Origin of the sequence: Actinomadura rudentiformis (assembly GCF_008923185.1) — a bacterium.
Taxonomy (GTDB): domain Bacteria; phylum Actinomycetota; class Actinomycetes; order Streptosporangiales; family Streptosporangiaceae; genus Spirillospora; species Spirillospora rudentiformis.
In genome coordinates this window covers 696,479-718,552 of the sequence record NZ_WBMT01000001.1, presented here as the reverse complement: position 1 = coordinate 718,552, position 22,074 = coordinate 696,479, and the positions used below count along the sequence as shown (strand labels likewise).

Here is a 22,074-nt window from a genome sequence, read left to right as displayed (position 1 = left end):
GGTCGGAGGTTCGGAATGGCGACGGAGACCGCACGCAAGACCCCGAAGGTCAACAAGGCCCGGGTGCTGCGCAAGGAGAAGATCACCCCGCACATGATCCGGGTGGTGGTCGGCGGGGACGAGCTCGCCGGGTTCGACGCGGGCGAGTTCACCGATCACTACGTGAAGCTGCTCTTCGCGCCGCCTGGCGTGGACTACCCGGAGCCGTTCGACATGCAGGCGATCCGCGCCGAGCTGCCTCGCGACCAGTGGCCGGTCACGCGCACCTACACCGTGCGCGCGTGGGACGCCGACGCGGTCGAGCTGACCCTGGACTTCGTCTACCACGGCGACGAGGGCCTGGCCGGCCCGTGGGCCGCGAACGCCGAGCCGGGCGATGTGATCAGGTTCCTCGGCCCGGGGGGCGGCTACGCGCCCAGCGACGAGGCGGACTGGCATCTGCTGGTGGGTGACGAGAGCGCGCTCCCGGCGATCGGCGCTTCTCTGGAACGCGTTCCGGAGGGTGTTCCCGCCCGGGTCTTCATCGAGGTGGCGGGGCCGGAGGAGGAGCAGAAGTTCGAGGCCCCCGCCAGCGCCGAGATCGTGTGGCTCCACCGCGGCGGCGACAAGGTCGGCGACGCTCTCGTCCGGGCGGTGCGCGAGCTGGACTTCCCCGAGGGCAGCGTGCACGCGTTCGTGCACGGCGAGGCGGGCTTCGTCAAGGATCTCCGCAGGCATCTGCGGGTGGACCGGCGCATCCCGCTCGAACAGCTCTCGATCTCCGGCTACTGGCGGTACGGGCGTGACGACGAGGCCTGGCGTTCGTCGAAGGCCGAATGGAACCGCCAGGTCGAGGAAGAGGAGGCCAAGGCCCTTTCCGGCCGGAACGGCTAGGCGGTCGCCTCGGCCTCGTCGGGCTCGTCCTCCTCGGCGAAGCCCGGCACCCAGCGCTCCGCCTCGGCGCGGAAGGGGCCCTCGGCCTCCAGCTGGCACAGCACGCCGCCGCATCCGGCCAGGGCACGGCTGATGGCCAGGTACTGCGGCGGGAGCTTGATCTGGCGGACGATGCTGCCCGGCCGCATGTCGGTGGCCAGCCCCAGCCCGCGGTTGGTCTCCTGGCGCATCCATTCGCGGCTGAACCTGAACCGCTCCTCGATGAACGGGGCGGCCTGCGGCGTGACGATCTGCGCGACCAGCTCGGGGTCGACCTCGGCGTCCGGCGCGAGGAACCCCTCCTCGCGAGCCGCCGCCACCATCTCCTCACCGCTGCCCAGCGTGCTGATGCGCAGCAGCCGCCCGATCGTCCAGTGCAGCTCGGCGGAGACCCGGGCGGCGCCGCCGAAGTCCATGACGCCCAGCCTGCCGTCGTCCATCAGGCGGAAGTTGCCCGGGTGCGGGTCGATGTGGATGAGGCCGCATCGCGCCGGCCCCGCGTGCATGAAGCGGAAGAGCAGGAGGCCGACGCGGTCGCGCTGCTCGCGCGTCCCTCCGGAGATCACCTGGGAGAGCGGCGTGCCGTCGATCCATTCGGTGACCAGGACGTTGCCCGATTGGGCGACCACCGCCGGGATCAGGTAGTCGGGGTCGTCGGCGAAGGCACCGTGGAAGGCCGCTTGGGCGCGGGCCTCGTCGACGTAGTCGAGCTCCTTCTCCAGGCGCCGTTTGAGGTCGGCGACGACCGGCTTGACCTCGATCCCGGGGAACAGCGGGGTGATGAGCCTGCTCAGCCGCGAGATCTGGTTGAAGTCGCTCATGAGCGCCTTGGCCGCACCGGGGTACTGCACCTTGACGGCGACGGTGCGGCCGTCGTGCCAGACCGCTTTGTGCACCTGACCGATCGAGGCCGCGGCGGCGGGCCGGTCGTCGAACTCGGCGAACCGCTCCCGCCAGTCCTCCCCCAGCCCTTCGGCCATCACCTTGTGCGCGGTGGCGGCGGGCATGGGCGGCGCCGCCTCCTGGAGCTTGGTCAGGCTGGCGCGAAAGGGCCCGGCGAGCTCCTCGGGCAGCCCGGCCTCGAAGATCGACAGGAGCTGGCCGACCTTCATCGCGCCGCCCTTGAGCTCTCCCAGGACCTTGAACAGCTGCTCGGCGGTGCGCTGTTGGACCTCCAGCGCCACCGCTTCGGCGGGCCGTCCGATCGTCCGCTTGCCCAGGCCGACCGCGGTGCGCCCGGCGAACCCGAGGGGAAGGCTTGCCAGCTTGGCGGTGCGGGTCACCGCGCGGCGGGGAATGTCACTCACGGTTCGCACCCTCTCATGGCGGGGGGAACGATCGTCACGAAGTGTTCATTCCCCACCTTGTGGTGATTTCGTCACCAATGCCGGTACTGGCTGCGGTGCACGACCGCAGCAGCAGCTCGATCACGTCGAGAGCCGTCTCGATCTCCGGCCGGCTGCCGCCCAGATGGTGGGCGTACATGAACGAGTCGCAGATCCGCACGATCGCCTGGGCGAGGGTGCGGGTGGGCAGCGGCACCAGCAGCCGGCCCGCCTCGATCTGCTCTTCCAGCTCGGCGGTCAGCAGCGCGATGGCGCGCTCCTCGATCGGCCCCTGCATGGTGGCCAGCCGCACGAACAGCCGCGGTTCGCGCGCGGTGAACGCCTTGAGCGGCACGGCGGTGACCACGGCGCGCATGAAACGGTCCAGCACGGTGAGCACGCGGTCCGGACCGCTTCCCTGAACTCCCTGCACGGCGGTCCGGTACGTCAGCTCGGTCATCTCGGCGAGAACCGTGCCGAGCAGCTGTTCCCGGCTGCCGACCCAGCGATAGAGCGTCGCACGGCCGACTCCGAGCTCCACGGCGAGCGCGGACATGTCGATCGGTTCACCTTTGAGGTAATGCGCGGACGCGGCGGCGATCGCGTCGGCGGGCCCGAGCGCAGTCACCCGTTCAGCATCGCACAGCCCCTACCGTCACGGACCACCGAGCGGAAACCCCTTACCGCCCGGGAGCCGCGCGCTCCGGCGCGGCCACCACCGAGAGGGCGGCGAGCGCGTCGAGGGCCTGGCGCGCGTCGGGGGTGCTCGCCGGATCCGCCAGCCACTGCAGCATGAGCCCGTCGGAGATCGCCACCAGCACCGAGACCACCGCCTCGGGGTCGGCGGGCACCTCGACGCCGAGCTCGGCCGCGGCCCGGCGGATCATGGCCGCGCCGTCGCGGCGGGACTCGGCGTACGACTCGGCCAGGCGTGCCCGCAGCGCGTCCGACCGCAGCGCGGGCGCGTACGCCTCGACGCACGAGATGATCAGGGGGCGCAGCTCGTCGAACACGTCGATCAGCGCGACGAGCACGCGTTCGAGCAGCTCCCGGGTGTCGCGCACGGGCGGGCCGCCGAACATCGCCTGTTCGACGCGGGCGGTCCAATCGCGAACGACGCTCGCCAGCGCCTCGTTCAGCAAGGCCTCCTTGCCGCCGAAGTGGTAGCCGATGGACGCCAGATTGGTCCCGGAGGCGGCGACGAGATCCCGCGCGGTGGTGTGCGCGTATCCCTTCTCGCGGAGGCAGACCAGCGCCGCCGCGAGCAACCTCTCCCGATGACCTTCACTTCCCTGTTTACCCGCCACGCCTCCCATGATAGGGATCTATACGTACGTATAATACGCACGTATAGATCGGAGCCGCCGATGACTCCTCCAGCGCCCATACCGCGGGTGTCCCTCCTCCGCGCCGCCCGCTACGTCGTCGATCCCGTGGGAACGTTCGAGGCGGCTCGGCGCCGCCACGGCCCGGTGTTCCGGGTGGACTTCCCGGGTTTTCCACCCGAGGTGTTCGTCACGACCGCGGAGCTGGCCGAGCGGGTGTACGCCACCGACGCGTCGGGCGGGCGCGCCGGTGAGATCCGCCGTCAGTTCCTGGAGCCGCTGGTCGGACGGCATTCGCTGCTCACTCTGGACCACGAGCCCTGGTGGCGGCACCGCAGGCTCATCAGCCCGCCGCTGCACGGCCGGGCCATCGCCCGCTGGCGCACGGAGATCGCCGAGATCGCCGCGGCGGAGATCGCCCGCTGGCCGCTGCACACCCCGTTCGCGCTGCGCGACCGGATGCAGGGCATCACCCTGGAGGTCATCCTGCGGCTGGTGTTCGGCATCCGCGACACCCGGCGCCTGGATCGGCTGCGCGGCGCCGTCGCCGAGCTGATCGACGTCGCGGGCTCGTCGTCGCTGCTCCTGATGCCCCCGCGAACGCGCGAATGGCTGCTCGCCTCGCCCGTGCCGCGCCGGCTGCCGTTCCTGCCGACCACGCGCTTCGCGCGGGTGCGGGAGGCGGTCGACGAGATGTTGTACGACGAGATCGCGGGGCGCCGCGCCGCCCCCGATCCCGAGGCCACCGACGTGCTCTCGCTGCTGCTGGCGGCCCGGGACGAGGACGGCCGCGGCATGTCCGACCAGGAGCTGCGGGACGAGCTCATCACGCTCCTGGAGGCCGGGCACGAGACGACCGCGACCGGCCTGGCCTGGGCCTTCGAACGGCTGTTGCGCAACCGGCCGGTGCTGGACCGGCTGACCGCCGAGCTGGACGGGGGTGAGGACGAGACTTATCTGGACGCGGTGGTCAAGGAGACGCTGCGGTCCCGGCCGGTGGTCTACGACGTGCCGCGGCTGCTGGACGCCCCGCTGCGCCTGGGCGACCACGAGGCGGAGGCGGGCTGGATGCCCTCTCCGCTCATCATGCTCATCCACCGTGACCCGGCGGTGTACCCCGAGCCCGACGCGTTCCGGCCGGAGCGGTTCCTCGGTCCGGACGCGGCCCGGGCCAACAAGGCGTGGATGCCCTTCGGCGGCGGGCGCCGTTACTGCGTCGGTGCCCAGCTCGCGCTGATGGAGATGCGCGTGATCATCCGAGAGGTGCTGGCGGCCGTGGAGCTGCGAGCGGCCGATCCGGCTCCGGAGAGGCCACGGGTGCGGCACGTGACCCTCGTCCCGTCGAAACGGACACGGGTCGTGGCCCGGCCGGTGCGGTCGGGACGGTCACGGGCAGCCGCACCGTCACGGGCGGTCTGATCACCAACAGCACCACGGCGAGCAGCGCGCCCACGACGATGCCGTCCAGCCAGTAATGGTTGGCGGTGGCGACCACCACCGCGACCGTGATGACGGGATGGGCGATCCACCACCACCGCCATCGGTCGCGGGTGCTCACGATGAGGCCCGTCGCGAGGATGATGGCCCAGCCGATGTGCAGCGACGGCATCGCCGCGTACTGGTTGGCGAGGGTGTCGGTCTGCGGCGCCCCGTACACCGCGGGCCCGAAGATCGCGCCCGTGTCGATCAGGCCGGTTCCGGTGAGCATGCGTGGCGGCGCGAGCGGCAGGAACAGATGGAGGACGAGACCGGCCGCTGTCAGGGTGACGAGGACCCACCGGATCCAGCGGTAGTACGCGGGCCGCCGCAGATAGATCCACAGGAGGAACGCGGCGGTGGCCGGGAAGTGCGCATACGCGTAGTAGGAGTTGGCGGCGTGCACGAGCACGTCGTTGTGCAGGAGCGCCTGCTGCACGTCCAGTTCGCTCGGCAGCCTGAGGCTGCGTTCCAGATCCCAGATCCCGTGCGCGTTGTCGAACGCCTCCGCGACGCGCCCGTCCGCCAGCACGCGGCCGAGTTTGTACGCCCCGAAGAGCACGGCGACGAGCAGCAGTTCCCGGATGGGCCGGGGCCGCCCGCCGCTGGGCCGGAACCACGGTGAGCGCCGCGGCCAGGGATGGATCACGTACGGGCGATCTCCAGTTCGCGATGCTCCTCGGCGGCCCGGGCCTCGTCCTCGCCGAGGTGCTCGCGGAGCTTCTCGCCCTCGACGTCGACGTTCGGCAGGAGCCGGTCGAGCCAGCGCGGCAACCACCAGGCGGAGCGGCCGAGCAGCGCCATCACGGCCGGGACGATCGTCATGCGGACGACGAACGCGTCGAACGCGACGCCCGCCGCGAGCGCGAAGCCCATCATCTTGATCATCGACTCGCCGGAGAAGATGAAGCCGGCGAAGACGGCCATCATGATGACGGCGGCCGCGGTCACCACCCGGGCTCCGTGCCGGAAGCCGGTGACGATCGCCTCGCCGGGCTCGGCGCCGTGCACGAACTCCTCCCGCATCCGCGTGACGAGGAAGACCTGGTAGTCCATCGCCAGCCCGAACACCACGCCGATCAGGAAGATCGGCATCATGCTCATGATCGGTCCGGTCTCGGCCACGCCCAGCAGCGAGGCCAGCCAGCCCCACTGGAAGACCGCGACCACCGCGCCGAACGTCGCGGCGACCGTCAGCAGGAAGCCGAGCGTCGCCTTGAGCGGCACCAGGATGGACCGGAAGACCAGCATCAGCAGGATGAACGCCAGCCCCACGACCACCGCCAGATAGGGCAGGAGCGCGTCGCCGAGCTTGGCCGAGATGTCGATGTTCATGGCCGTCTGGCCGGTCACCTTGACGTCTGCGCCGGTCGCCGCCCGCAGGCCGGCGCTCTGGCCGCGCAGCTCCGACACCAGGTCCTCGGTCGCCTTGTCGCTCGGCCCGCTCTTGGGAATGACCGTCAGCATCGCGGTGTCACCGGCCTGGTTGACGACCGGCGTGGTGACGGCGGCGACGTCACCGAGCCGCTGCGCCTGCCCGGCGAAACGCTGCGCCGCGGGCTTGGCGTCGCCGCCCTCCCCGGCGTCGACGACGACCATGAGGGGGCCGTTGAAGCCGGGGCCGAAGCCCTCCGCGAGCATGTCGTACGCCTTGCGCTGGCTGGTCGAGGTGCTCTTGGTCTCGTCGCCGGGCAGGCCTAGCCTCAGGTCGAGGGCGGGCGCGGCCAGCACGCCCATCCCGACCACGGCCAGCAGCAACACCGGAAGCGGGCGCCGGAGGATGAACCGGGACCAGCGTTCGCCCATCGCGGGCTTGCCGCCCGGCCGCACGCGCCCGCCGCGCAGGCCCGGGATCTTGCCGCCGAGCACCTTGCGCCCGGCGAAGCCGAGCAGCGCGGGCAGCAGGCTCAGTGCGATCAGGACCGCGACGACCACGGCGAACGCGGCGGCCAGGCCCATCTCGGTGAGCAGCGGGATGCCGACGACACCGAGTCCGGCCAGCGCGATGACGACGGTGAGCCCGGCGAAGACGACCGCCGAGCCGGCCGTGCCGACGGCGCGGCCCGCGGCCTCCTCGCCGTCCCGTCCCTCCTCGAGCTCGTGCCGGTAACGGGAGACGATGAACAGCGCGTAGTCGATGGCGACGGCCAGCCCCAGCATGAGCGCCAGCGTGGACGTGGTGGAGCTCATCTCGATCAGGCCGGTCGCGGCGGTGATGCCGGCCATCGCGATGCCGACGCCGAGGATGGCGTTGAGCAGCGGCAGCCCGGCGGCGATGAGCGAGCCGAACGTGATGACCAGGACCACGGCGGCGACCGCCACTCCGATGATCTCGGTCGCGCTCTGCTCGGGCATGCCCTCGGTCGCGTCGCCTCCCATCTCCACCGTGAGGCCGGCGGCCTTGCCGGGCTCACCGGCGGCCTCCAGCGCCGTGCGGTCGCCCTCGTCGAGGTTGATGGACGGGACCTTGTAGGTCACCTGCGTGTACGCGATCCGGCCGTCCTGCGAAACGGACTTGGCCTGGTACGGATCGACGGCGTTCGCCACGTCCGGGAGGGCCTTGAGCTTGCTGACGACCTGCTCCACGGCCTTCTTGCTCGCCGCGTCGGTGACCTTGCCGCCGTTCGGCGCGGCGAACACCACGCGTGCGGTGGCGCCGTCGGCGGACGCCTGCGGCATCCGCTCCTCGAGCAGGTCGATCGCCTTCTGGGACTCGGTGCCCGGGATGGAGAAGTTGTTGGAGGTCGGCCCGGACAGAGTGGCGGCGCCGACGCCGAAGAGCACCAGCAGCCCCACCCAGAGCGCGGCGACGAGCTTGCGCCGCCTGTAGGAGAACCGGCCGAGCCGGTAGAGGAAGGTGGCCAAGAGAGATCAGTTCCCATCATCGCAGGCGGCTTGCGGCGGCCCGGAGGGCTTACAAGGGCAGCCCAAAAGAGGGCATACGGACATCGCCTTATGGCGGGCTGGCCATCAGGCGCGGGGGTGGGTGGGGTGGGTTTCGGGGTGCGGGTGACGCCTCTACGCGTCGCGGGCCGTCCGTGGCGGCGGAAGGCCGGCGCGCAGCTGCGCGAAGGCCTCGTCGACCAGGTCGGGCAGGTCGGTGCCGGTCATGCCTTCGACCCACAGGTCGACGGCCGCGCGCATGGCCATGCCGGCGGCGCCGGCGACCAGGTGGGGATACAGGTCGCGGTCCGGGTCGGTCCCGGTGCGGGCCGCGATGATCTCGGCGACCTCGCGCTCCATCTCGCCGATGCCGCACATCTGCTGGGCCACGAGCGCGGGGTTGGCCTTGACCACCCGCATCAGCGCGATGGTCTCGTCCCGGGTCTCGGGCGGCAGCATGATGCCGACGATCACGGTGCGCAGGGCGTCCCAGACCGGCTCCTCCGCGGGATGGAGCCGCAGGCCTTCGATCACGGCCCGCGCGCCGTCGGTCAGGGTCGCGACGATCGCCTCTTCCTTGCCGGGGAAGTAGTTGTGGAAGGTCCGGGGCGACACTCCCGCCGCCGCGGCGATGGCCTCGACCGTGACCCCCTCGACGCCGTGCTCGACGGCCAGGCGCATCGCGGCGACCCGCAACGCCTCTCGCGTCGCGGCCTTCTTGCGTTCACGCAGGCCCATCTCAACGGTCATGCCATCACGATAGGCGAAACTTGCGTGATCGGCAAAGTTTCAGGCTCTGCCAGTTTGCGTGATCTGAATCATAGTGAGCCCGATCTCATCCGGGCGAACAACCGGTCGGCGCGTTCCCGGTCCTGGAGAACCACGCTCTGCCCGTCGATCCAGGAACTGGAGCCGTTCGGCATCGTGAGGTAGGTGATCCTGCCGGGGCCGATGCGGGCGAGGCGCAGGGCGAGCGCGCGCAGTGTGTCGAACTCGGTCCCGGAGTCCACGGCGAGCGACTCGCTGGCCGCGCTGAGGAACGCGTCGAGCTTGAACGGGTTGCGCAGCGTGCCGGTGCTGGCCGCCTTCTCCGCCATGGCCCGCAGGAAGAGCTGCTGCCGCCTGACCCGGTCGAGGTCGCTGCCGGACAACCCCTTGCGCTCCCGAACGAACCGCAGCGCGCTCTCGCCGTCGAGATGGTTGACACCGGCCGGCCACGACCAGCCGTTGGTCGGGTCGTAGATCGGCTGTTCCAGCCTGATCTCGACGCCGCCCAGCGCGTCCGTCATCCGTTCGAAGCCGGCGAAGTCGACCACCGCGACGTGGTCGATCCGGAGCCCGCTCAGCTCCTCCACCGTCTCGGTGAGCAGGGCGGGACCGCCCCGGGAGAACGCCACGTTGATCTTCGCGTGCCGCCAGCCGGGGATCTCGACCCACAGGTCGCGCGGCACGGAGACCACGTACGCGCGGTGCCCGCCCTCCGGCACGTGCAGCACCATGATGGTGTCCGAGCGGGCGCGGCCCGGCCGCCATTTCTCCTCGGTCGCGTCGCCGCGCAGGTCGGAGCCGATGAGCAGCCAGTTCTGCCCCGGGTCGGGCACCGGCCGCGACGTCCGCTGCTCCGGGAACACGTCGGGCAGGCGCTGGATGTTCCGGTCGTAGCTCGCCGTCCGCCAGGCGGTCAGCGCGGAGGCTGCGAAGAACAGCACGGCGCCCGCCAGAGCCAGGTGCACCAGCAGGCGCAGCCCCCGGCGGCGCCGGGGCTCCGGCGTAACGGGCCGCGCATCGACGTCACCTCCGGGACCGGGGCAGCCGCCCCGCGCGCGGGCTCAGACGTTCCTACTCGGCTGAACGTGGACCGCTCCGCCCCGGTTCCCTGCATCCGCCCCGGTCCCTACAGCGGCAGGCCGACGTAGTTCTCGGCGAGGGACGTGGCCGCCGCCTGCGATGAGGCCACGTAGTCCAGGTGGGAACGCTGCAGGCGCCGCGTGAAGTCGTCCGCGGCCGGGTCGGCGTGCAGGAGCGTCGTCATCCAGTACGAGAAGTGCTCGGCCCGCCAGACCCGCGCGAGACACGTCGCGGAGTAGGCGTCCAGGAGCGACTCGGATCCGCTGGCGTACCGCTCGGCCAGCGCGTTCGCCAGGACGGTGACGTCGGAGACGGCGAGGTTGAGGCCCTTGGCGCCGGTGGGCGGCACGATGTGCGCGGCGTCGCCCGCCAGGAAGAGCCGGTCGTGCCGCATCGGCTCGGCGACGAAGCTGCGCATCGGCGTGATCGCCTTGTCGGTGATCGGGCCTTCGCGCAGCTCCCAGCCGTCGTCGGTGGCGAACCGGGCGGCCAGCTCCGTCCAGATGCGGTCGTCGGGCCACGCGTCCAGATCCTCGTCCGGCGTGACCTGGAGGTAGAGGCGGCTGACCTTGGGAGACCGGAGGCTGTGCAGGGCGAAACCGCGCTCGTGATGGGCGTAGATCAGCTCCTCGGTGGAGGGCGGGACGTCGGCGAGCACTCCGAGCCAGGCGAACGGGTAGTCCCGTGAGAACGTCCGGAGCCCCGGCACCGCGGGACGGCTCACGCCATGGAAGCCGTCGCACCCGGCGACGTAGTCGCAGGCGAGGGTGTGCACGGCGCCCTCGTGCCGGTAGGTCACGCTCGGCGCGGACGGGTCGATCTCGAGCACCTCGGCCTCGAACCTGATGTCGCCGCCGTCGGCCAGGCGGCACGCGACCAGGTCCTTGACGATCTCGGTCTGCGCGTAGACGGTCACCGTCCGGCCGGTCAGATCGGTCAGCGGTATGCGATGGCCCGCCCCGCCGAACCGCAGCTCCAGCCCATGGTGGACGAGCCCCTCCCGGTCGAGCCGCTCCCCCACGCCGCTGTCGCGGAGCACGTCGGTCGTTCCCTGCTCCAGCATCCCGGCGCGCTGCCGATGCTCCACGTAGTCCCGGTCACGGCTCTCCAGCACCACCGAATCGATGCCCTGGCGGTGCAGCAGCTGCGAGAGCAGCAGTCCCGCAGGGCCGCCTCCCACGATCGCGACCTGGGTGCGCATGGTGCCTCCTCGTCCGTTCTCCTGGGATCATGGCGCGCGTCACCGCTGCGTCAAGGGCTGAGTTTCCGCTCAGCGGAAGTGACGTCCAGCTGGCCGGGGGCCCCGCCGCGCCAGTGCGCGGCCAGATCGCGCGAGAGGGCGCGCGCGGCGGTCGTCAGAGGCGGCAGCAAGCGCCGGATGTCGGCGCTGCGCGTGCGCGACACGAGGGAGAGAGCAGCCACCACCGTCCCGTCGCCGGCCCGGACCGGAGCGGCCACCGAGGCGGCGCCGAGCGTCATCTCGTCCCGGGTGACGGCATAGCCGTTGCGGCGTACCTGGGCCAGGCACCTGCGCAGTTCCTGCGGATCAGTGATCGTGCGGGCCGCGTGCCGGGTCAGCCCGCCGGCGAGGACGCCTTCCAGCACCGCGTCCGGCGCGTACGCGAGCAGCACCTTGCCCACTCCGGTGGCGTGGAGCGGCAGCGTGGCGCCGACCTGCGTGACGACGGGCACGGACCGGGTCCCGCGCAGCCGCTCGACGAAGAGCGCCTTGCCGTCCCGCAGGACCGCGAGCTGGACGTTGTCATGGGTGGCCTCGTACAGGTCCTCCATGTGCGGCAGCGCGAGCTCGCGCAGGCCCGTCACGGCCGGCGCCTGGCTGCCGATGCGCCAGAGCCGGGTGCCGATCCGGTACGTGCCGTCCGGGACACGTTCGAGGAACCCGCCCGCCACCAGCTCGCCGACGAGGCGGTGGCCGGTCGCCAGGGGCAGCCCGGCACGGCGGCAGATCTCGCTCAGGTTGAGGCGGACGTCCCCGGCCGCGAAGGCGTCCAGGATCGCCATGACCTTGGCCGCGACACTCCTCAACCCGTGCTCACTCCGTGCTCACCCTGTGTTCATTCTTGTTCGGCCAGCACCTGCTGGGCCACCGCGAACGCCGCGTTGGCGGCGGGCACCCCACAATAGACGGCGGTCTGGAGCAGGACCTCTTTGATCTCCTCCGGGGTCAGCCCGTTGCGGAGCGCGGCACGGACGTGCATGGCGAGCTCCTCCAGGTGCCCCCTGGCCACCAGGGCGGTGAGGGTGATGCAGCTGCGGGTCCGGCGGTCGAGGCCGGGCCGGGTCCAGATCTCTCCCCAGGCGTAGCGGGTGATCAGGTCCTGGAAGTCCGCGGTGAACGCGGTGGTGCCGGCCACCGCCCGGTCGACGTGGGCGTCGCCGAGCACCGCGCGCCGCGTCCGCATGCCCTCGGCGTGCCGCTGCTCGTCGTTCATCCGGGGAGTCCCTTCCACGTACGGTCCAGATGGGAGGTGATCGCGCGGGTGACGGCCTCCGGCCGTTCCGCGTTGGCGAGGTGTCCCGCCCCCTCGATCACGACCAGCGCGGCGTCCGGGATCCCGGCGGCGAGCGGCTCGGCATGATCGGCGGGCGGGGTCGGCACGTCCTGCGCGCCCCCGACCACCAGCGTCGGCGCGGTGATCCCGGCGAGCCGCTCCGTCGCGTCGAAGCGGGCGAGCGCTTCGCAGCACGCGGCGTACCCCTCGGCGTCGGTGGTGCGGAGCATCTCGACGTAGGGCTGGGCACCGGTGAAGCCCGGCGTGAACCAGCGTTCGGCGGCGGTATCGGCGAGCGGTCCGGTGCCATCACGGCGTACGCGCCCGGCCCGTTCGTGCCAGGCCTCCGGCGGCCCGAAGCGGGGCGACGTGCAGCACAGGACCAGGCTGGCGACCCGTTCGGGCGCGCGGAGCGCCAGGGCCGTCCCGACGGCCCCGCCGAGCGAGACCCCCGCGTAGGCGACCCGGTCGATCTCCAGCCGGTCAAGTGACCGGACGATCTCGTCCGCGAGATCTTCGACGGTGACGGCGCCCATGGGAGAGGGTGACCGTCCATGGCCGGGCAGGTCGTACCGCAACACCCGCCAGCGCCGGGCGAGCACGGGCATCTGCGGGTCCCACAACTCCGTGCTGGTGCCGAGCGACGGGCCGAGCACCACGAGCGGTGCGCCCTCCGGGCCGTCGAGGCGATGGTGCAGGGCCGTCATCGCACGCTCCCGCGGTACGCGGCGAGGGCCCGATCGACGAGATCCGGGGCGGCCCCGGGGCCGGGCTCGGCACCGAGGACCATCAGGAGATCGTCCAGGTTGGCGCGCATCCGGCCGGGGAAGACCTCCAGCCCGTCGAGCATCTCCGCCGTGGTCGCGGCGGCGCCGCCGGTCAGCCGGAGGCACTCGCGGAACGGCTGCCACTCGGCGTGCCACTCCCCCGCGGGCCGCTCCAGCGGCGCGGCCTGGGCCGCGAGCACGACCTGGGTGTACGTGGGCACCTGCAGGGCGGCCGATCTGATCATGATGGCGAGGGCGGGGTTGCGCTTGTGCGGCATCGCCGACGAGCCGCCGCGTCCTGGGGCGGCGGGCTCCGCGACCTCGTCGATCTCGCTCTGCGCCAGCAGCACGACATCCGTGGCGATCTTGCCGAGGGAGCCGGCGGTCAGGGCGAGCGCGGCGGCCAGCTCGGCCACCGGCGTACGCCTTGTGTGCCACGGCAGAACCGGTTCGGCGAGCCCGGCCTCCTCCGCGAAGGCGCGGAGCATTTCCAGCGCCCGGTCGCCGAAGGCGTCCAGCGTCCCCGCCGCTCCGCCGAGCTGCACGGGCAGCCGTACGGACGCGAGCCTGTCACGGGCCTCCAGGACACCGGTCAGCCAGCCCGCCGCCTTGAGCCCGAAGGTGATGGGGAGGGCCTGCCGCCCGAGAGTGCGGCCCGCCATCGGGGTGTCGCGGTGCCGCTCGGCGAGCGCGGCCAGCAGGGCGAGGACGCGGTCGAGATCGGCGCGCAGGATCGCCCGGCTCCGGGAGGCGACGAGCATCGCGGCGGTGTCGATGATGTCCTGGCTGGTGGCGCCCTTGTGGACGTGCTCGCCGGCTGACCCCGCCAGCCGTCTGAGGTCGGCGACGAGCGGGACCACCGGGTTGCCTGCCGCGCGGGCCCGGCGGGCCAGCTCGACCAGGTCGATCCCGTCCGCACGCGCGGCCCGTTCGATGGCCGCGGCGGCCTCCGGCGGAACGAGGCCCAGCCGGGCCTGGGCACGGGCCAGCGCCGCCTCGGCGTCGAGCATGGCCCGCAGCCAGGCGCGGTCACCGGCGGCCGCGCCTGCCGCCGTCCCGGCGCGGACCGGGGACAGCAGCCCGGCGTCCGGCTGCCCGTGCTCGTCAGAACCGTGCCCGTCAGGACCGCGCCCGTCAGAACCGTGCCCGTCAGAAACCAAGGAAGACCGTCTCCCGTTCGCCTTGCAGGTGGATGTCGAAACGGTAGGATCCGTCGGCCTCGCGTTCCGCGATCAGGGTGTCACGCCGCGCCACCGGCACCTCGGCCAGGAGGGGATCCTCGTCGTGTGCGTCCTCGGGGAAGTAGAGCCGGGTGAAGACGGGTTTGAGCAGCCCCCGCGCGAAGACCAGGACGGCGAGGTAGGGGGCGCCGGCGCCCACCGGTCCGGGCTTGACCGTGGAGAACCAGTAGCTCCCGTCCGCCCCGGTGGGGCATCGCCCGAAGCCGGAGAAGCCCCCCACGGCCCGCCGCAGCCCACCGGGCCCTCGCGGGATCGTGCCGGTCTCGTCCGCCTGCCAGATCTCCACCAGCGCGTCCGGGACCGGCGCGCCGGCTCCGTCGTAGACCCGGCCGTGCACACGGATGGCGTCGCGCCGGGCGCCGGCGACGATCTCCGGGCCGCCTTCGTAGGGCAGCGCGTGGCCGAAGAAGGGCCCCACGGTCTGCGAGGGGGTCGTCATCACTCCTCCACCGGGGTGTCGCCGAGCACGATGTCCCACTGGTAGCCGAGGGCCCACTCCGGCTCGGTGGTGTCCATGTCGAACCGGGCGATCAGGCGGTCCCGGGCCTGCTCGTCCGGGATCGACTGGAAGATCGGGTCGTAGGGGAACAGCGGATCGCCCGGGAAGTACATCTGGGTGACCAGGCGCTGGGTGAACGCGGTGCCGAACACCGAGAAGTGGATGTGCGCCGGCCGCCAGGCGTTGTGGTGGTTGCGCCAGGGATAGGCCCCCGGCTTGACGGTGACGAACCGGTAGCGGCCCGCCCCGTCGGTGAGGCAGCGGCCCGCCCCGGCGAAGTTCGGGTCGAGCGGCGCCGGATGCTCGTCGCGCTCATGGGCATAGCGTCCCGCGGAGTTGGCCTGCCAGACCTCGACCAGCGCGCCGGGCACCGGACGGTGCCGGGAGTCCAGCACCCGGCCGGTCACGATGATCCGCTCACCGAGCGGCTCGCCCTGGCCCTGCCGGGTCAGGTCGGCGTCCAGCGCGCCCACCTCGGCGTCGCCGAACACGGGCGCGGTCAGCTCGACGCTGTCGGGCCCGAGCTTGGGCATGACGAGCTCCTGAGCGGGCGCCCGCAGCACGGTGCTCGTGTAGGCGGGATGCAGGTACGGGGGATGTGTCATGCCGGCTCCATGATTGAGGGCCCGGTGCGGGCGCGGATCTCCTCGGGCGTCACGCCCGGCGCGGTCTCGACCAGGACGAGGCCGTCGTCCGTCACGTCCAGCACGCCCAGCTCGGTGATGATCCGGTCGACGCAGCGGGCGCCGGTCAGCGGCAGCGAGCACTGTTCGACGATCTTGGCGGCGCCGTCCCGGGTGGTGTGCTCCATCACGACGATCACCTTCCGGGCGCCGTGGACCAGGTCCATCGCACCGCCCATCCCCTTGATCATCTTTCCGGGCACGGACCAGTTGGCGAGGTCGCCCCGCACCGAGACCTGCATGGCACCGAGCACCGCGATGTCGATGTGGCCGCCGCGGATCATGCCGAACGACAGCGCCGAGTCGAAGGCCGCGGACCCGGGCAGCAGCGTCACGGTCTCCTTGCCCGCGTTGATGAGATCGGCGTCGACCTCGTCCTCGGCCGGGTAGGGCCCGACGCCGAGCAGCCCGTTCTCCGCGTGCAGCACCACGTGCCGCCCCTCGGGGATGAAGCCGGGGATCAAGGTCGGCAGTCCGATGCCGAGGTTGACGTAGGCCCCGTCCGGCAGCTCCGCGGCCGCCCGCGCGGCGATCTCGTTCCTGGACCACGGCATCAGGACCGCACCGTCCCCCGCGCCGGAGGCGCTGAAATCGTACGCCGCTCGATCGGCTTGTCGGCGGCCTGTTCCGGGGTCAGTGCCACCACGCGCTGCACGAAAACGCCCGGCAGGTGAACGGCGTCCGGATCCAGCTCGCCGGGCTCGACCAGTTCCTCCACCTCCGCCAGGGTGACGCGACCGGCGGTGGCGCAGAGCGGATTGAAGTTGCGGGCGGCCTTGTCGAACACGAGGTTGCCGTGCCGGTCACCCTTGGCCGCGCGCACCAGCGCGAAGTCCGTCGTGATGGCCTCTTCGAGCACGTAGGGCCGCCCCCCGAACTCCCGCACCTCCTTGGGCGGTGAGGCGATCTCAACGCTGCCGTCCGCCGCGTACCGCCACGGGAGCCCGCCCTCGGCGACGAGCGTGCCGACACCGGCGGGCGTGTAGAACGCGGGAATCCCGGCGCCGCCCGCCCGCAGCCGTTCCGCGAGCGTGCCCTGCGGCATCAGCTCGACCTCGATCTCTCCGGCCAGGTACTGCCGGGCGAACTCCTTGTTCTCTCCGACGTACGAGCCCATCGCGCGGGCGATCCGCCCGGCCGCGAGCAGCTGCCCGAGCCCTCTGCCGTCAAGCCCGCAGTTGTTGGAGACGATCCGCAGGTCTCCGGCGCCCTGCTCGTGCAGCGCGCGGATCAGTACCGAGGGCACGCCGCAGAGGCCGAAACCCCCGACCGCGAGTGACGCCCCATCGGCGATGTCGGCGACGGCGTCGGCTGCCGAGGCCACGACCTTGTCCATTCGCTCTCCTCTCCAGCCCTCACCATCCCAGCGGTCGCACCGGTGAGGGACCGAGGTTTCCACTCAGCGGAAACCCAACCCGGCCGCCCGGCGGACGCCCCGTTCCGGGCGTCTCACCATGAGGTGACGCACTCTCGTTCAGCAGGGGTGGCCATGGGCGTCTTCGAGGCCGAACCGGCGACAGGCCCGTCCATTTCCTCGAAAGCGCCTCCCCGCGCGGCGACCGAAGCGGGGAAGGCGCTGGTCGCGGCCGATCTCGCAAGCTGTGCGCCGGGGGAGCGATCACTGTTCGTCCATGACGTCTGCTCGATGATCCGGCAGGGGTACGACCGGGTGGTGCTGCTGCGGCTGGCCCGTCCGGTGCCGATGCGCGAAGGTCCCCGACCCACGGCGGTGCGGGCGGTGCTGTTGCTCGCGCTCACCTCGGGCTGGCCGTACGGGCTCAACGTCGTCGCGGGATCGTTCTCTTCGGACATGGCGCTGCACGGGCCGCGTGGCCATCTCTACGGAGCGCTGCTCAGCCTCAGCTGCGCGCTGATGCTGACCATGGCGTGGGTCGGCTGGAGGTATGCGGAGCGCAACGCGCCGCCGGTGGCGGAGTTGTTGTGCGCGTCCCCAGACCGGGACGACATCGTCAGGTGGCTCGACCGCTGCCAGGGTCGGGGCAGACAGATCGCGTGCGGGTTGGCCGGAGCGGTGATCGGCGTCGTCGGCGCGTTCGTGGATCTGAACCGCAGCGGCGGTCATGACGTGTCGTTCCTGCTGGCCTACCTGCCGGCGATGTGGACGGGGTTCCTGGGCGGCGGAGTGCTGTACTGGGTGACGGTCACCGCCTGGGTGCCGCACAAGCTGCGCCGTTGCCGGAACCTACGGCTGACCTGGATGGACCCGGCCCACACTCCCGGCATCGAGCGGCTGTGCACGTGCTTCGCCCTGGTGGCGGCGGGGCTCGGCTTCGGCGTGATCACGATCGAGCTGTCGGCCGTCGCGGCGGCGGCGGACGATCCGCCGCTGGCACTGCGGCTGTTTCTCTACGGGTTCCCCGTGGGGGCCGCGCTGCTCGCGTTGTACGCGGCGGTGCTGCCGTTCGTGACGCTGTCAAAGGTCGTGCGGGCCTACCACGTCGAGGCACTCGGCACGCTGATGACCCCGGTGGCCGCGCCACCGGAGCGGCTCCTGCTGGACAAGGAGCTCAAGGAGGCGGCGGAGGCCTACCGCGCGCTGCGGTCGCAGCGCACGCTGCCGGTCCGTACCTGGGCGATCCTGCAGTACGTGACCGGCATCGTCGCCTCCCTGATCATCTTTTTCATCCAGCAGGCACTGAAGTAGCGTCCCCGTGCACCTGCGGCAGGCCGAACAGTTCGAAGAGCGAAAGGTCGAAGAAGACCCCGACGTGCGAGACGGCGCCCTCGGCGTCGATGCTGAGCACCTGCAGCTGGAACGCGCGGTGCACGCCGTCGTCGTCGCGCTTGTACATGCCGAAAGCGGGCTGACCGTTGGCGGACGTCGGCACCATGATGATGTCGCCCGGACCGGGGCGGCACTGCGCCCGGATGAGCCGCCCGATCGCCTCGGGGCCGACGAACCATTCGGGGAACGGCGGCATCTCCCAGGCCGCGTCCTCCTTGAAGAGCTTGACCAGGCCCTCGATGTCGGCCTTCTCGAACGCGGCGGCGTAGCGTTCGAGCAGCTCCCGCTGCTCGGGGTCGGTCGGCTCGGCGAGCGCGTCCTGGTCGGGCGCCACCTGCTCCAGCTGGGCGCGGGCGCGCTGGAGCGCGCTGTTGATCGCCGGCGTGGAGGTCTCGAGCAGCTCGGCCACCTCGGCGGCCTTCCACTTGAGCACGTCGCGCAGGATGAGCACGACCCGCTGCTTGGCGGGCAGATGCTGGAGCGCGGCGATGAACGCCAGCCGGGTGCTCTCCCGGGAGACGGCGATCGAGGCCGGGTCGGCCGCCTCGGAGCCGAACACGCCGTCGGGCGCGGGCTCCAGCCACGGCACGTCGTCGAGGGCGACCACGGGCCGCTCCGGGTCGTCGCTCGGCGCGCCCAGGCCTGAGGGCATGGGCCGCCGGCCGCGCTGGTCGATGGCGGTCAGGCAGACGTTGGTGGCGATCCGGTAGAGCCAGGTCCGCAGGGACGACCGGCCCTCGAAGCTGTCCTGGGCCTTCCACGCCCGGATGTAGGTCTCCTGGACCAGGTCCTCCGCGTCGTGGATCGACCCGAGCATGCGGTAGCAGTGCGCCAGCAGCTCACGCCGGTAGTTGTCGGCTTGGCTCTGGAAGTCCTGGTCGACGGTGATGTTGGCCATGATCGTGATCCTCACGCGCGGCACGAAGGTCGATGTGGTGGATGCGACGGTATGCGACACCACTGACAGAACCTGGGCGACACGGTATCACCTCCCTCAATAGGGCTCTGACCAGGCATTTTGCAATCGGGCGATGAGTTCTTGAACCCGCCGTGGTCCATATCCCCGAACGCACTGAGCACCGACGCTGAAGACGGAGTGGATGATGAAGACAGAGATCGGGCGAGCCGGGCGGCGGGAATGGATCGGCCTGGCGGTGCTGACGCTGCCCACCCTGCTGCTGTCCCTGGACATGAGCGTGCTCTTCCTGGCGCTGCCCCACCTGAGTGAGGACCTGGGGGCGAGCGCCACCCAGCAACTCTGGATCATGGACGTGTACGGCTTCATGATCGCCGGGCTGCTGGTCACGATGGGCACCCTGGGCGACCGGATCGGCCGGCGCCGGCTGCTGCTGATCGGCGCGACCGCGTTCAGCGTCGCCTCGGTCGCCGCCGCCTACTCCACCAGCCCCGAGATGCTGATCGCCACGCGGGCGATCCTCGGCGTCGCCGGGGCCACGCTGATGCCCTCCACGCTGGCGCTCATCAGCACGATGTTCACCGACGCGCAGCAGCGGGGCCGGGCCATCGCGGTCTGGATGAGCGCCTTCATGGGCGGCGTCGCGCTCGGCCCGGTGGTCGGCGGCGCGCTGCTGGAGCACTTCTGGTGGGGCGGGGCGTTCCTGCTCGGCGTCCCTGTGATGCTGCTCCTGCTCGCGACGGGCCCGTTCCTGCTGCCGGAGTACCGCGCCGAGCGGGCCGGCCGGCTGGACCCGCTCAGCGTGGCGCTGTCGCTGGCCGCGATCCTGCCGGTCGTGTACGGCCTCAAGGAGATCGCCAAGAGCGGCTGGGAGCCGCTGCCCGCGACCGCGGTGGTCGCCGGAGCCGCGTTCGGCGTGGTGTTCGCCCGGCGGCAGCGGCGCCTGCCCGACCCGCTCCTGGACCTGCGCCTGTTCGCCAACCGCACGTTCAGCTCGGCGCTGGTGATCTGGCTGCTGTTCGGCCTGATCCAGGGCGGCAGCTACCTGTTCTTCGCGCTGCACCTGCAGGTGGTGGCCGGGCTCTCCCCCATGGAGGCCGGGCTGTGGCTGCTCCCGTCGTCGCTGGCGATGGTGGTGGGCTCGCAGGCGGCCCCGGCGCTGGCGCAACGTTTCCGGCCCGGCTCACTCATCGCCGGCGGGCTGCTGGTGACGGCGCTCGGGTACGGGGTGCTGACCGGGGTCGACGCGGACGGCGGTGTGGCCATCCTGGTGACCGGCCTGGTGATCTCCCTGCTCGGCGTCGGCGTGGCGGCGGCCCTCGGCACCGACCTGATCCTCGGTGTGGTCCCGCCCGCGAAGGCCGGATCGGCCTCGGCGCTGTCGGAGACCAGCGCGGAGCTGGGCATCGCGCTGGGCGTGGCCACGCTGGGCAGCCTGGGCACGGCCGTCTACCGCGACCGGCTGACCGACGCGCTGCCCGGCGGCCTGCCCGACGAGGCGGTCAGGACCGCCACCGAGGGCATCACCGGCGCCGCCGCCGCGGCCGGAACGCTGCCCGCCGGGCAGGCGGGCCAGCTCATCGCCGCCGCCCACGACGCGTTCACCACGGGCCTCACCACCCTGGCCGCGCTCAGCGCCGTCCTGTTCGTCGGGCTGGCCGCCCTGGCGTTCGTCACGCTCCGGCACGTACGGCCGGGCTCAGAAGTCGAAGCCGCCGGGCCGTCCGTTGCGGTCGGCGAGAAGCCCGGCGAGGGTGGCCACGGCGATCTCGGCCGGCGTGCGGGATCCGATGTTGAGGCCGATGGGACGGTGCACCCGGGCGATGTCGGCGGCGGAGACCCCGAGGCCGGTCAGGGCCGGGACGTGCGGGGCGGGATGCCGGGGGTTGCCCATCACGCCGATCCAGCGGACCTGGTGGGCGAGCGCGTCACGCAGCATTAGCCCGAGCTCCTCGCGATGGTGGTCGGTGACCACCACGTCGGTGCCCGCGTCCAGGCTCGGTGGGATCTCGGTGACCACGTCGGCATCGAGGGCCACCGAGCCCGCGCGTTCCTTGTCGGGCTCCAGCAGAAGACAGCGATAGCCCAGGTCAGCGGCGTACCGCAGCAGGAACTCCGCCACCGGTGAGGCGAACACCACCACCAGGGTGCGGTCGCCTGTGTCGGGCCGGACGTCACCGTGGGCGACGGCGCACGCCGGGTCGGATTCGATAGACTGGGACATGCCGCCAGTGTCGCAGAGCCCGCGCGTTCGCCGCCCGTGCTCGACTGACAGCCGGAAACACTTCCCTCCGGGCCCGGTTGCCTGCACCCTGGATTCCACAACCCCCGGCAGGCACGCTCAGGAGGGACAGTGATCGTGAGACCGGAGGGCGGCCCGCGGGTTGTCGTGGGGGTCGACGACTCGGCGGGCGCACGCTGCGCACTCGCCTGGGCGATCGGCGAGGCCCGCATCCGGGGACTGCCTCTGCTGGTCGTCCACGCCGCGCCGCTGCCCGCCCACGTCGCGGCGGCCGGCCAGCTCGGCTGCGTGACCGAGGCGCTGCAGAGCGCAGGCGAGCAGCTGATCGCCCAGTTGCTCTGCGAGGTGGCCGACGGCTCGCCGGCCGGCGTCGAGACGGCCACGCTGTCGGTCGTCGGAGAGCCGGGCGCCACCCTGGTACGGCTCGCCCGCGGCGACGACATCCTCGTCGTGGGCCGCGGCGAGCGGCCCGCGCTCTCCCGGTTGCTGCGCCCGTCCGTGCGCCTGCACTGCGCGCGCCGCACCCGCGCCACCTTCGTCTGCGTCCGGCCGCCCGCCGTCCAGTCGGTCATCGAGGAGCTCTCGGACGGCGAGAGGCCCCACGACCGGTTCGGGATCCGCAGGCTGAGCCAGCTGCTGTGGGGGTCGGACTCCGGCACGGTCAACGGCACCAAGGATCGTTGAGGACCCCGGCGGAG

Annotated in this window: 21 protein-coding genes and 2 pseudogenes; 5 read left to right on the top strand and 18 right to left on the bottom strand. The window is 72.0% G+C overall.

Annotation, left to right across the window (positions count from 1 at the left end; all coding sequences use genetic code 11):
• Positions 1-15 precede the first annotated feature (15 nt).
• A complete protein-coding gene (locus F8566_RS03405) occupies positions 16-873 on the top strand; it encodes a siderophore-interacting protein (RefSeq protein ID WP_151557760.1) in 858 nt (285 codons plus the stop codon).
• Here F8566_RS03405 and F8566_RS03400 read toward each other — a convergent pair.
• From F8566_RS03400 to F8566_RS03390, 3 genes are read right to left on the bottom strand one after another with little or no spacing between them, the layout of a single operon-like run.
• A complete protein-coding gene (locus tag F8566_RS03400) occupies positions 870-2,219 on the bottom strand; it encodes an ABC1 kinase family protein (protein WP_192809488.1) in 1,350 nt (449 codons plus the stop codon). The genes F8566_RS03405 and F8566_RS03400 overlap by 4 nt on opposite strands.
• A 34-nt stretch (positions 2,220-2,253) precedes the next feature.
• Positions 2,254-2,865, bottom strand: coding sequence for a QsdR family transcriptional regulator (locus F8566_RS03395; protein ID WP_225992821.1), 612 nt, complete (start codon positions 2,863-2,865; stop codon positions 2,254-2,256).
• 52 nt (positions 2,866-2,917) lie between these two features.
• Entirely contained in the window at positions 2,918-3,544 is a 627-nt protein-coding gene (locus F8566_RS03390) for a TetR/AcrR family transcriptional regulator (protein ID WP_192809487.1), read from the bottom strand.
• Here F8566_RS03390 and F8566_RS03385 point away from each other — a divergent pair.
• A pseudogene (locus F8566_RS03385) lies at positions 3,515-4,798 on the top strand (cytochrome P450); the annotation flags it as partial. The gene F8566_RS03390 and the pseudogene F8566_RS03385 overlap by 30 nt on opposite strands.
• Positions 4,799-4,814: 16 nt before the next feature.
• Here F8566_RS03385 and F8566_RS50865 read toward each other — a convergent pair.
• From F8566_RS50865 to F8566_RS03325, 13 genes are all read right to left on the bottom strand, one after another.
• On the bottom strand, positions 4,815-5,687 hold the full coding sequence (locus F8566_RS50865) for a phosphatase PAP2 family protein (protein WP_225992820.1): 873 nt from the start codon (positions 5,685-5,687) through the stop codon (positions 4,815-4,817).
• Positions 5,684-7,903, bottom strand: coding sequence for an MMPL family transporter (locus tag F8566_RS03375; RefSeq protein WP_151557754.1), 2,220 nt, complete (start codon positions 7,901-7,903; stop codon positions 5,684-5,686). Before F8566_RS03375 ends, F8566_RS50865 begins: the two co-directional genes overlap by 4 nt.
• A 153-nt stretch (positions 7,904-8,056) precedes the next feature.
• Positions 8,057-8,671: an acyl-CoA-like ligand-binding transcription factor gene (locus tag F8566_RS03370; RefSeq protein ID WP_151557752.1), complete on the bottom strand. Its 615-nt coding sequence runs from the start codon at positions 8,669-8,671 to the stop codon at positions 8,057-8,059.
• A 68-nt stretch (positions 8,672-8,739) separates the two neighbouring features.
• Complete coding sequence (locus F8566_RS03365; protein ID WP_225992819.1) at positions 8,740-9,654, bottom strand: LCP family protein; 915 nt, start codon at positions 9,652-9,654, stop codon at positions 8,740-8,742.
• Positions 9,655-9,815: 161 nt separating this feature from the next.
• Positions 9,816-10,970 carry a 4-hydroxybenzoate 3-monooxygenase gene (locus tag F8566_RS03360; protein WP_151557748.1) on the bottom strand — a complete coding sequence of 385 codons (1,155 nt, stop codon included), beginning with the start codon at positions 10,968-10,970 and terminating at the stop codon, positions 9,816-9,818.
• A 50-nt stretch (positions 10,971-11,020) separates the two neighbouring features.
• Positions 11,021-11,815, bottom strand: coding sequence for an IclR family transcriptional regulator (locus F8566_RS03355; protein ID WP_225992818.1), 795 nt, complete (start codon positions 11,813-11,815; stop codon positions 11,021-11,023).
• Positions 11,816-11,844: 29 nt separating this feature from the next.
• Positions 11,845-12,222, bottom strand: a complete 378-nt coding sequence (pcaC, locus tag F8566_RS50860; RefSeq protein WP_225992817.1) for a 4-carboxymuconolactone decarboxylase — start codon at positions 12,220-12,222, stop codon at positions 11,845-11,847.
• A complete protein-coding gene (gene pcaD, locus F8566_RS03350) occupies positions 12,219-12,989 on the bottom strand; it encodes a 3-oxoadipate enol-lactonase (protein WP_225992816.1) in 771 nt (256 codons plus the stop codon). Before pcaD ends, pcaC begins: the two co-directional genes overlap by 4 nt.
• Complete coding sequence (pcaB, locus tag F8566_RS03345; protein WP_151557746.1) at positions 12,986-14,209, bottom strand: 3-carboxy-cis,cis-muconate cycloisomerase; 1,224 nt, start codon at positions 14,207-14,209, stop codon at positions 12,986-12,988. Before pcaB ends, pcaD begins: the two co-directional genes overlap by 4 nt.
• On the bottom strand, positions 14,199-14,729 hold the full coding sequence (gene pcaG / locus F8566_RS03340) for a protocatechuate 3,4-dioxygenase subunit alpha (RefSeq protein ID WP_151557744.1): 531 nt from the start codon (positions 14,727-14,729) through the stop codon (positions 14,199-14,201). Before pcaG ends, pcaB begins: the two co-directional genes overlap by 11 nt.
• Positions 14,729-15,394 carry a protocatechuate 3,4-dioxygenase subunit beta gene (pcaH, locus tag F8566_RS03335; protein ID WP_151557742.1) on the bottom strand — a complete coding sequence of 222 codons (666 nt, stop codon included), beginning with the start codon at positions 15,392-15,394 and terminating at the stop codon, positions 14,729-14,731. Before pcaH ends, pcaG begins: the two co-directional genes overlap by 1 nt.
• On the bottom strand, positions 15,391-16,026 hold the full coding sequence (locus F8566_RS03330; RefSeq protein ID WP_151557740.1) for a CoA transferase subunit B: 636 nt from the start codon (positions 16,024-16,026) through the stop codon (positions 15,391-15,393). Before F8566_RS03330 ends, pcaH begins: the two co-directional genes overlap by 4 nt.
• On the bottom strand, positions 16,026-16,808 hold the full coding sequence (locus F8566_RS03325) for a CoA transferase subunit A (protein ID WP_151557739.1): 783 nt from the start codon (positions 16,806-16,808) through the stop codon (positions 16,026-16,028). Before F8566_RS03325 ends, F8566_RS03330 begins: the two co-directional genes overlap by 1 nt.
• A 153-nt stretch (positions 16,809-16,961) precedes the next feature.
• Between F8566_RS03325 and F8566_RS03320 the strand changes: the two genes are divergently transcribed.
• Positions 16,962-18,137 carry a hypothetical protein gene (locus F8566_RS03320; RefSeq protein WP_151557738.1) on the top strand — a complete coding sequence of 392 codons (1,176 nt, stop codon included), beginning with the start codon at positions 16,962-16,964 and terminating at the stop codon, positions 18,135-18,137.
• Here F8566_RS03320 and F8566_RS03315 read toward each other — a convergent pair.
• Positions 18,115-19,116 carry a sigma-70 family RNA polymerase sigma factor gene (locus F8566_RS03315; protein WP_151557737.1) on the bottom strand — a complete coding sequence of 334 codons (1,002 nt, stop codon included), beginning with the start codon at positions 19,114-19,116 and terminating at the stop codon, positions 18,115-18,117. The two genes, F8566_RS03320 and F8566_RS03315, sit on opposite strands and share 23 nt — an antisense overlap.
• A gap of 202 nt (positions 19,117-19,318) precedes the next feature.
• Here F8566_RS03315 and F8566_RS03310 point away from each other — a divergent pair.
• Positions 19,319-20,599, top strand: a pseudogene (locus tag F8566_RS03310) (MFS transporter); the annotation flags it as partial.
• A gap of 234 nt (positions 20,600-20,833) precedes the next feature.
• On the opposite strand, the gene F8566_RS50855 reads toward F8566_RS03310, so the two are convergent.
• A complete protein-coding gene (locus F8566_RS50855) occupies positions 20,834-21,358 on the bottom strand; it encodes an XdhC family protein (RefSeq protein WP_225992815.1) in 525 nt (174 codons plus the stop codon).
• A gap of 129 nt (positions 21,359-21,487) precedes the next feature.
• Here F8566_RS50855 and F8566_RS03305 point away from each other — a divergent pair, with 129 nt between their 5' ends.
• On the top strand, positions 21,488-22,060 hold the full coding sequence (locus tag F8566_RS03305; RefSeq protein ID WP_192809485.1) for a universal stress protein: 573 nt from the start codon (positions 21,488-21,490) through the stop codon (positions 22,058-22,060).
• The last annotated feature ends 14 nt before the right edge of the window (positions 22,061-22,074 follow it).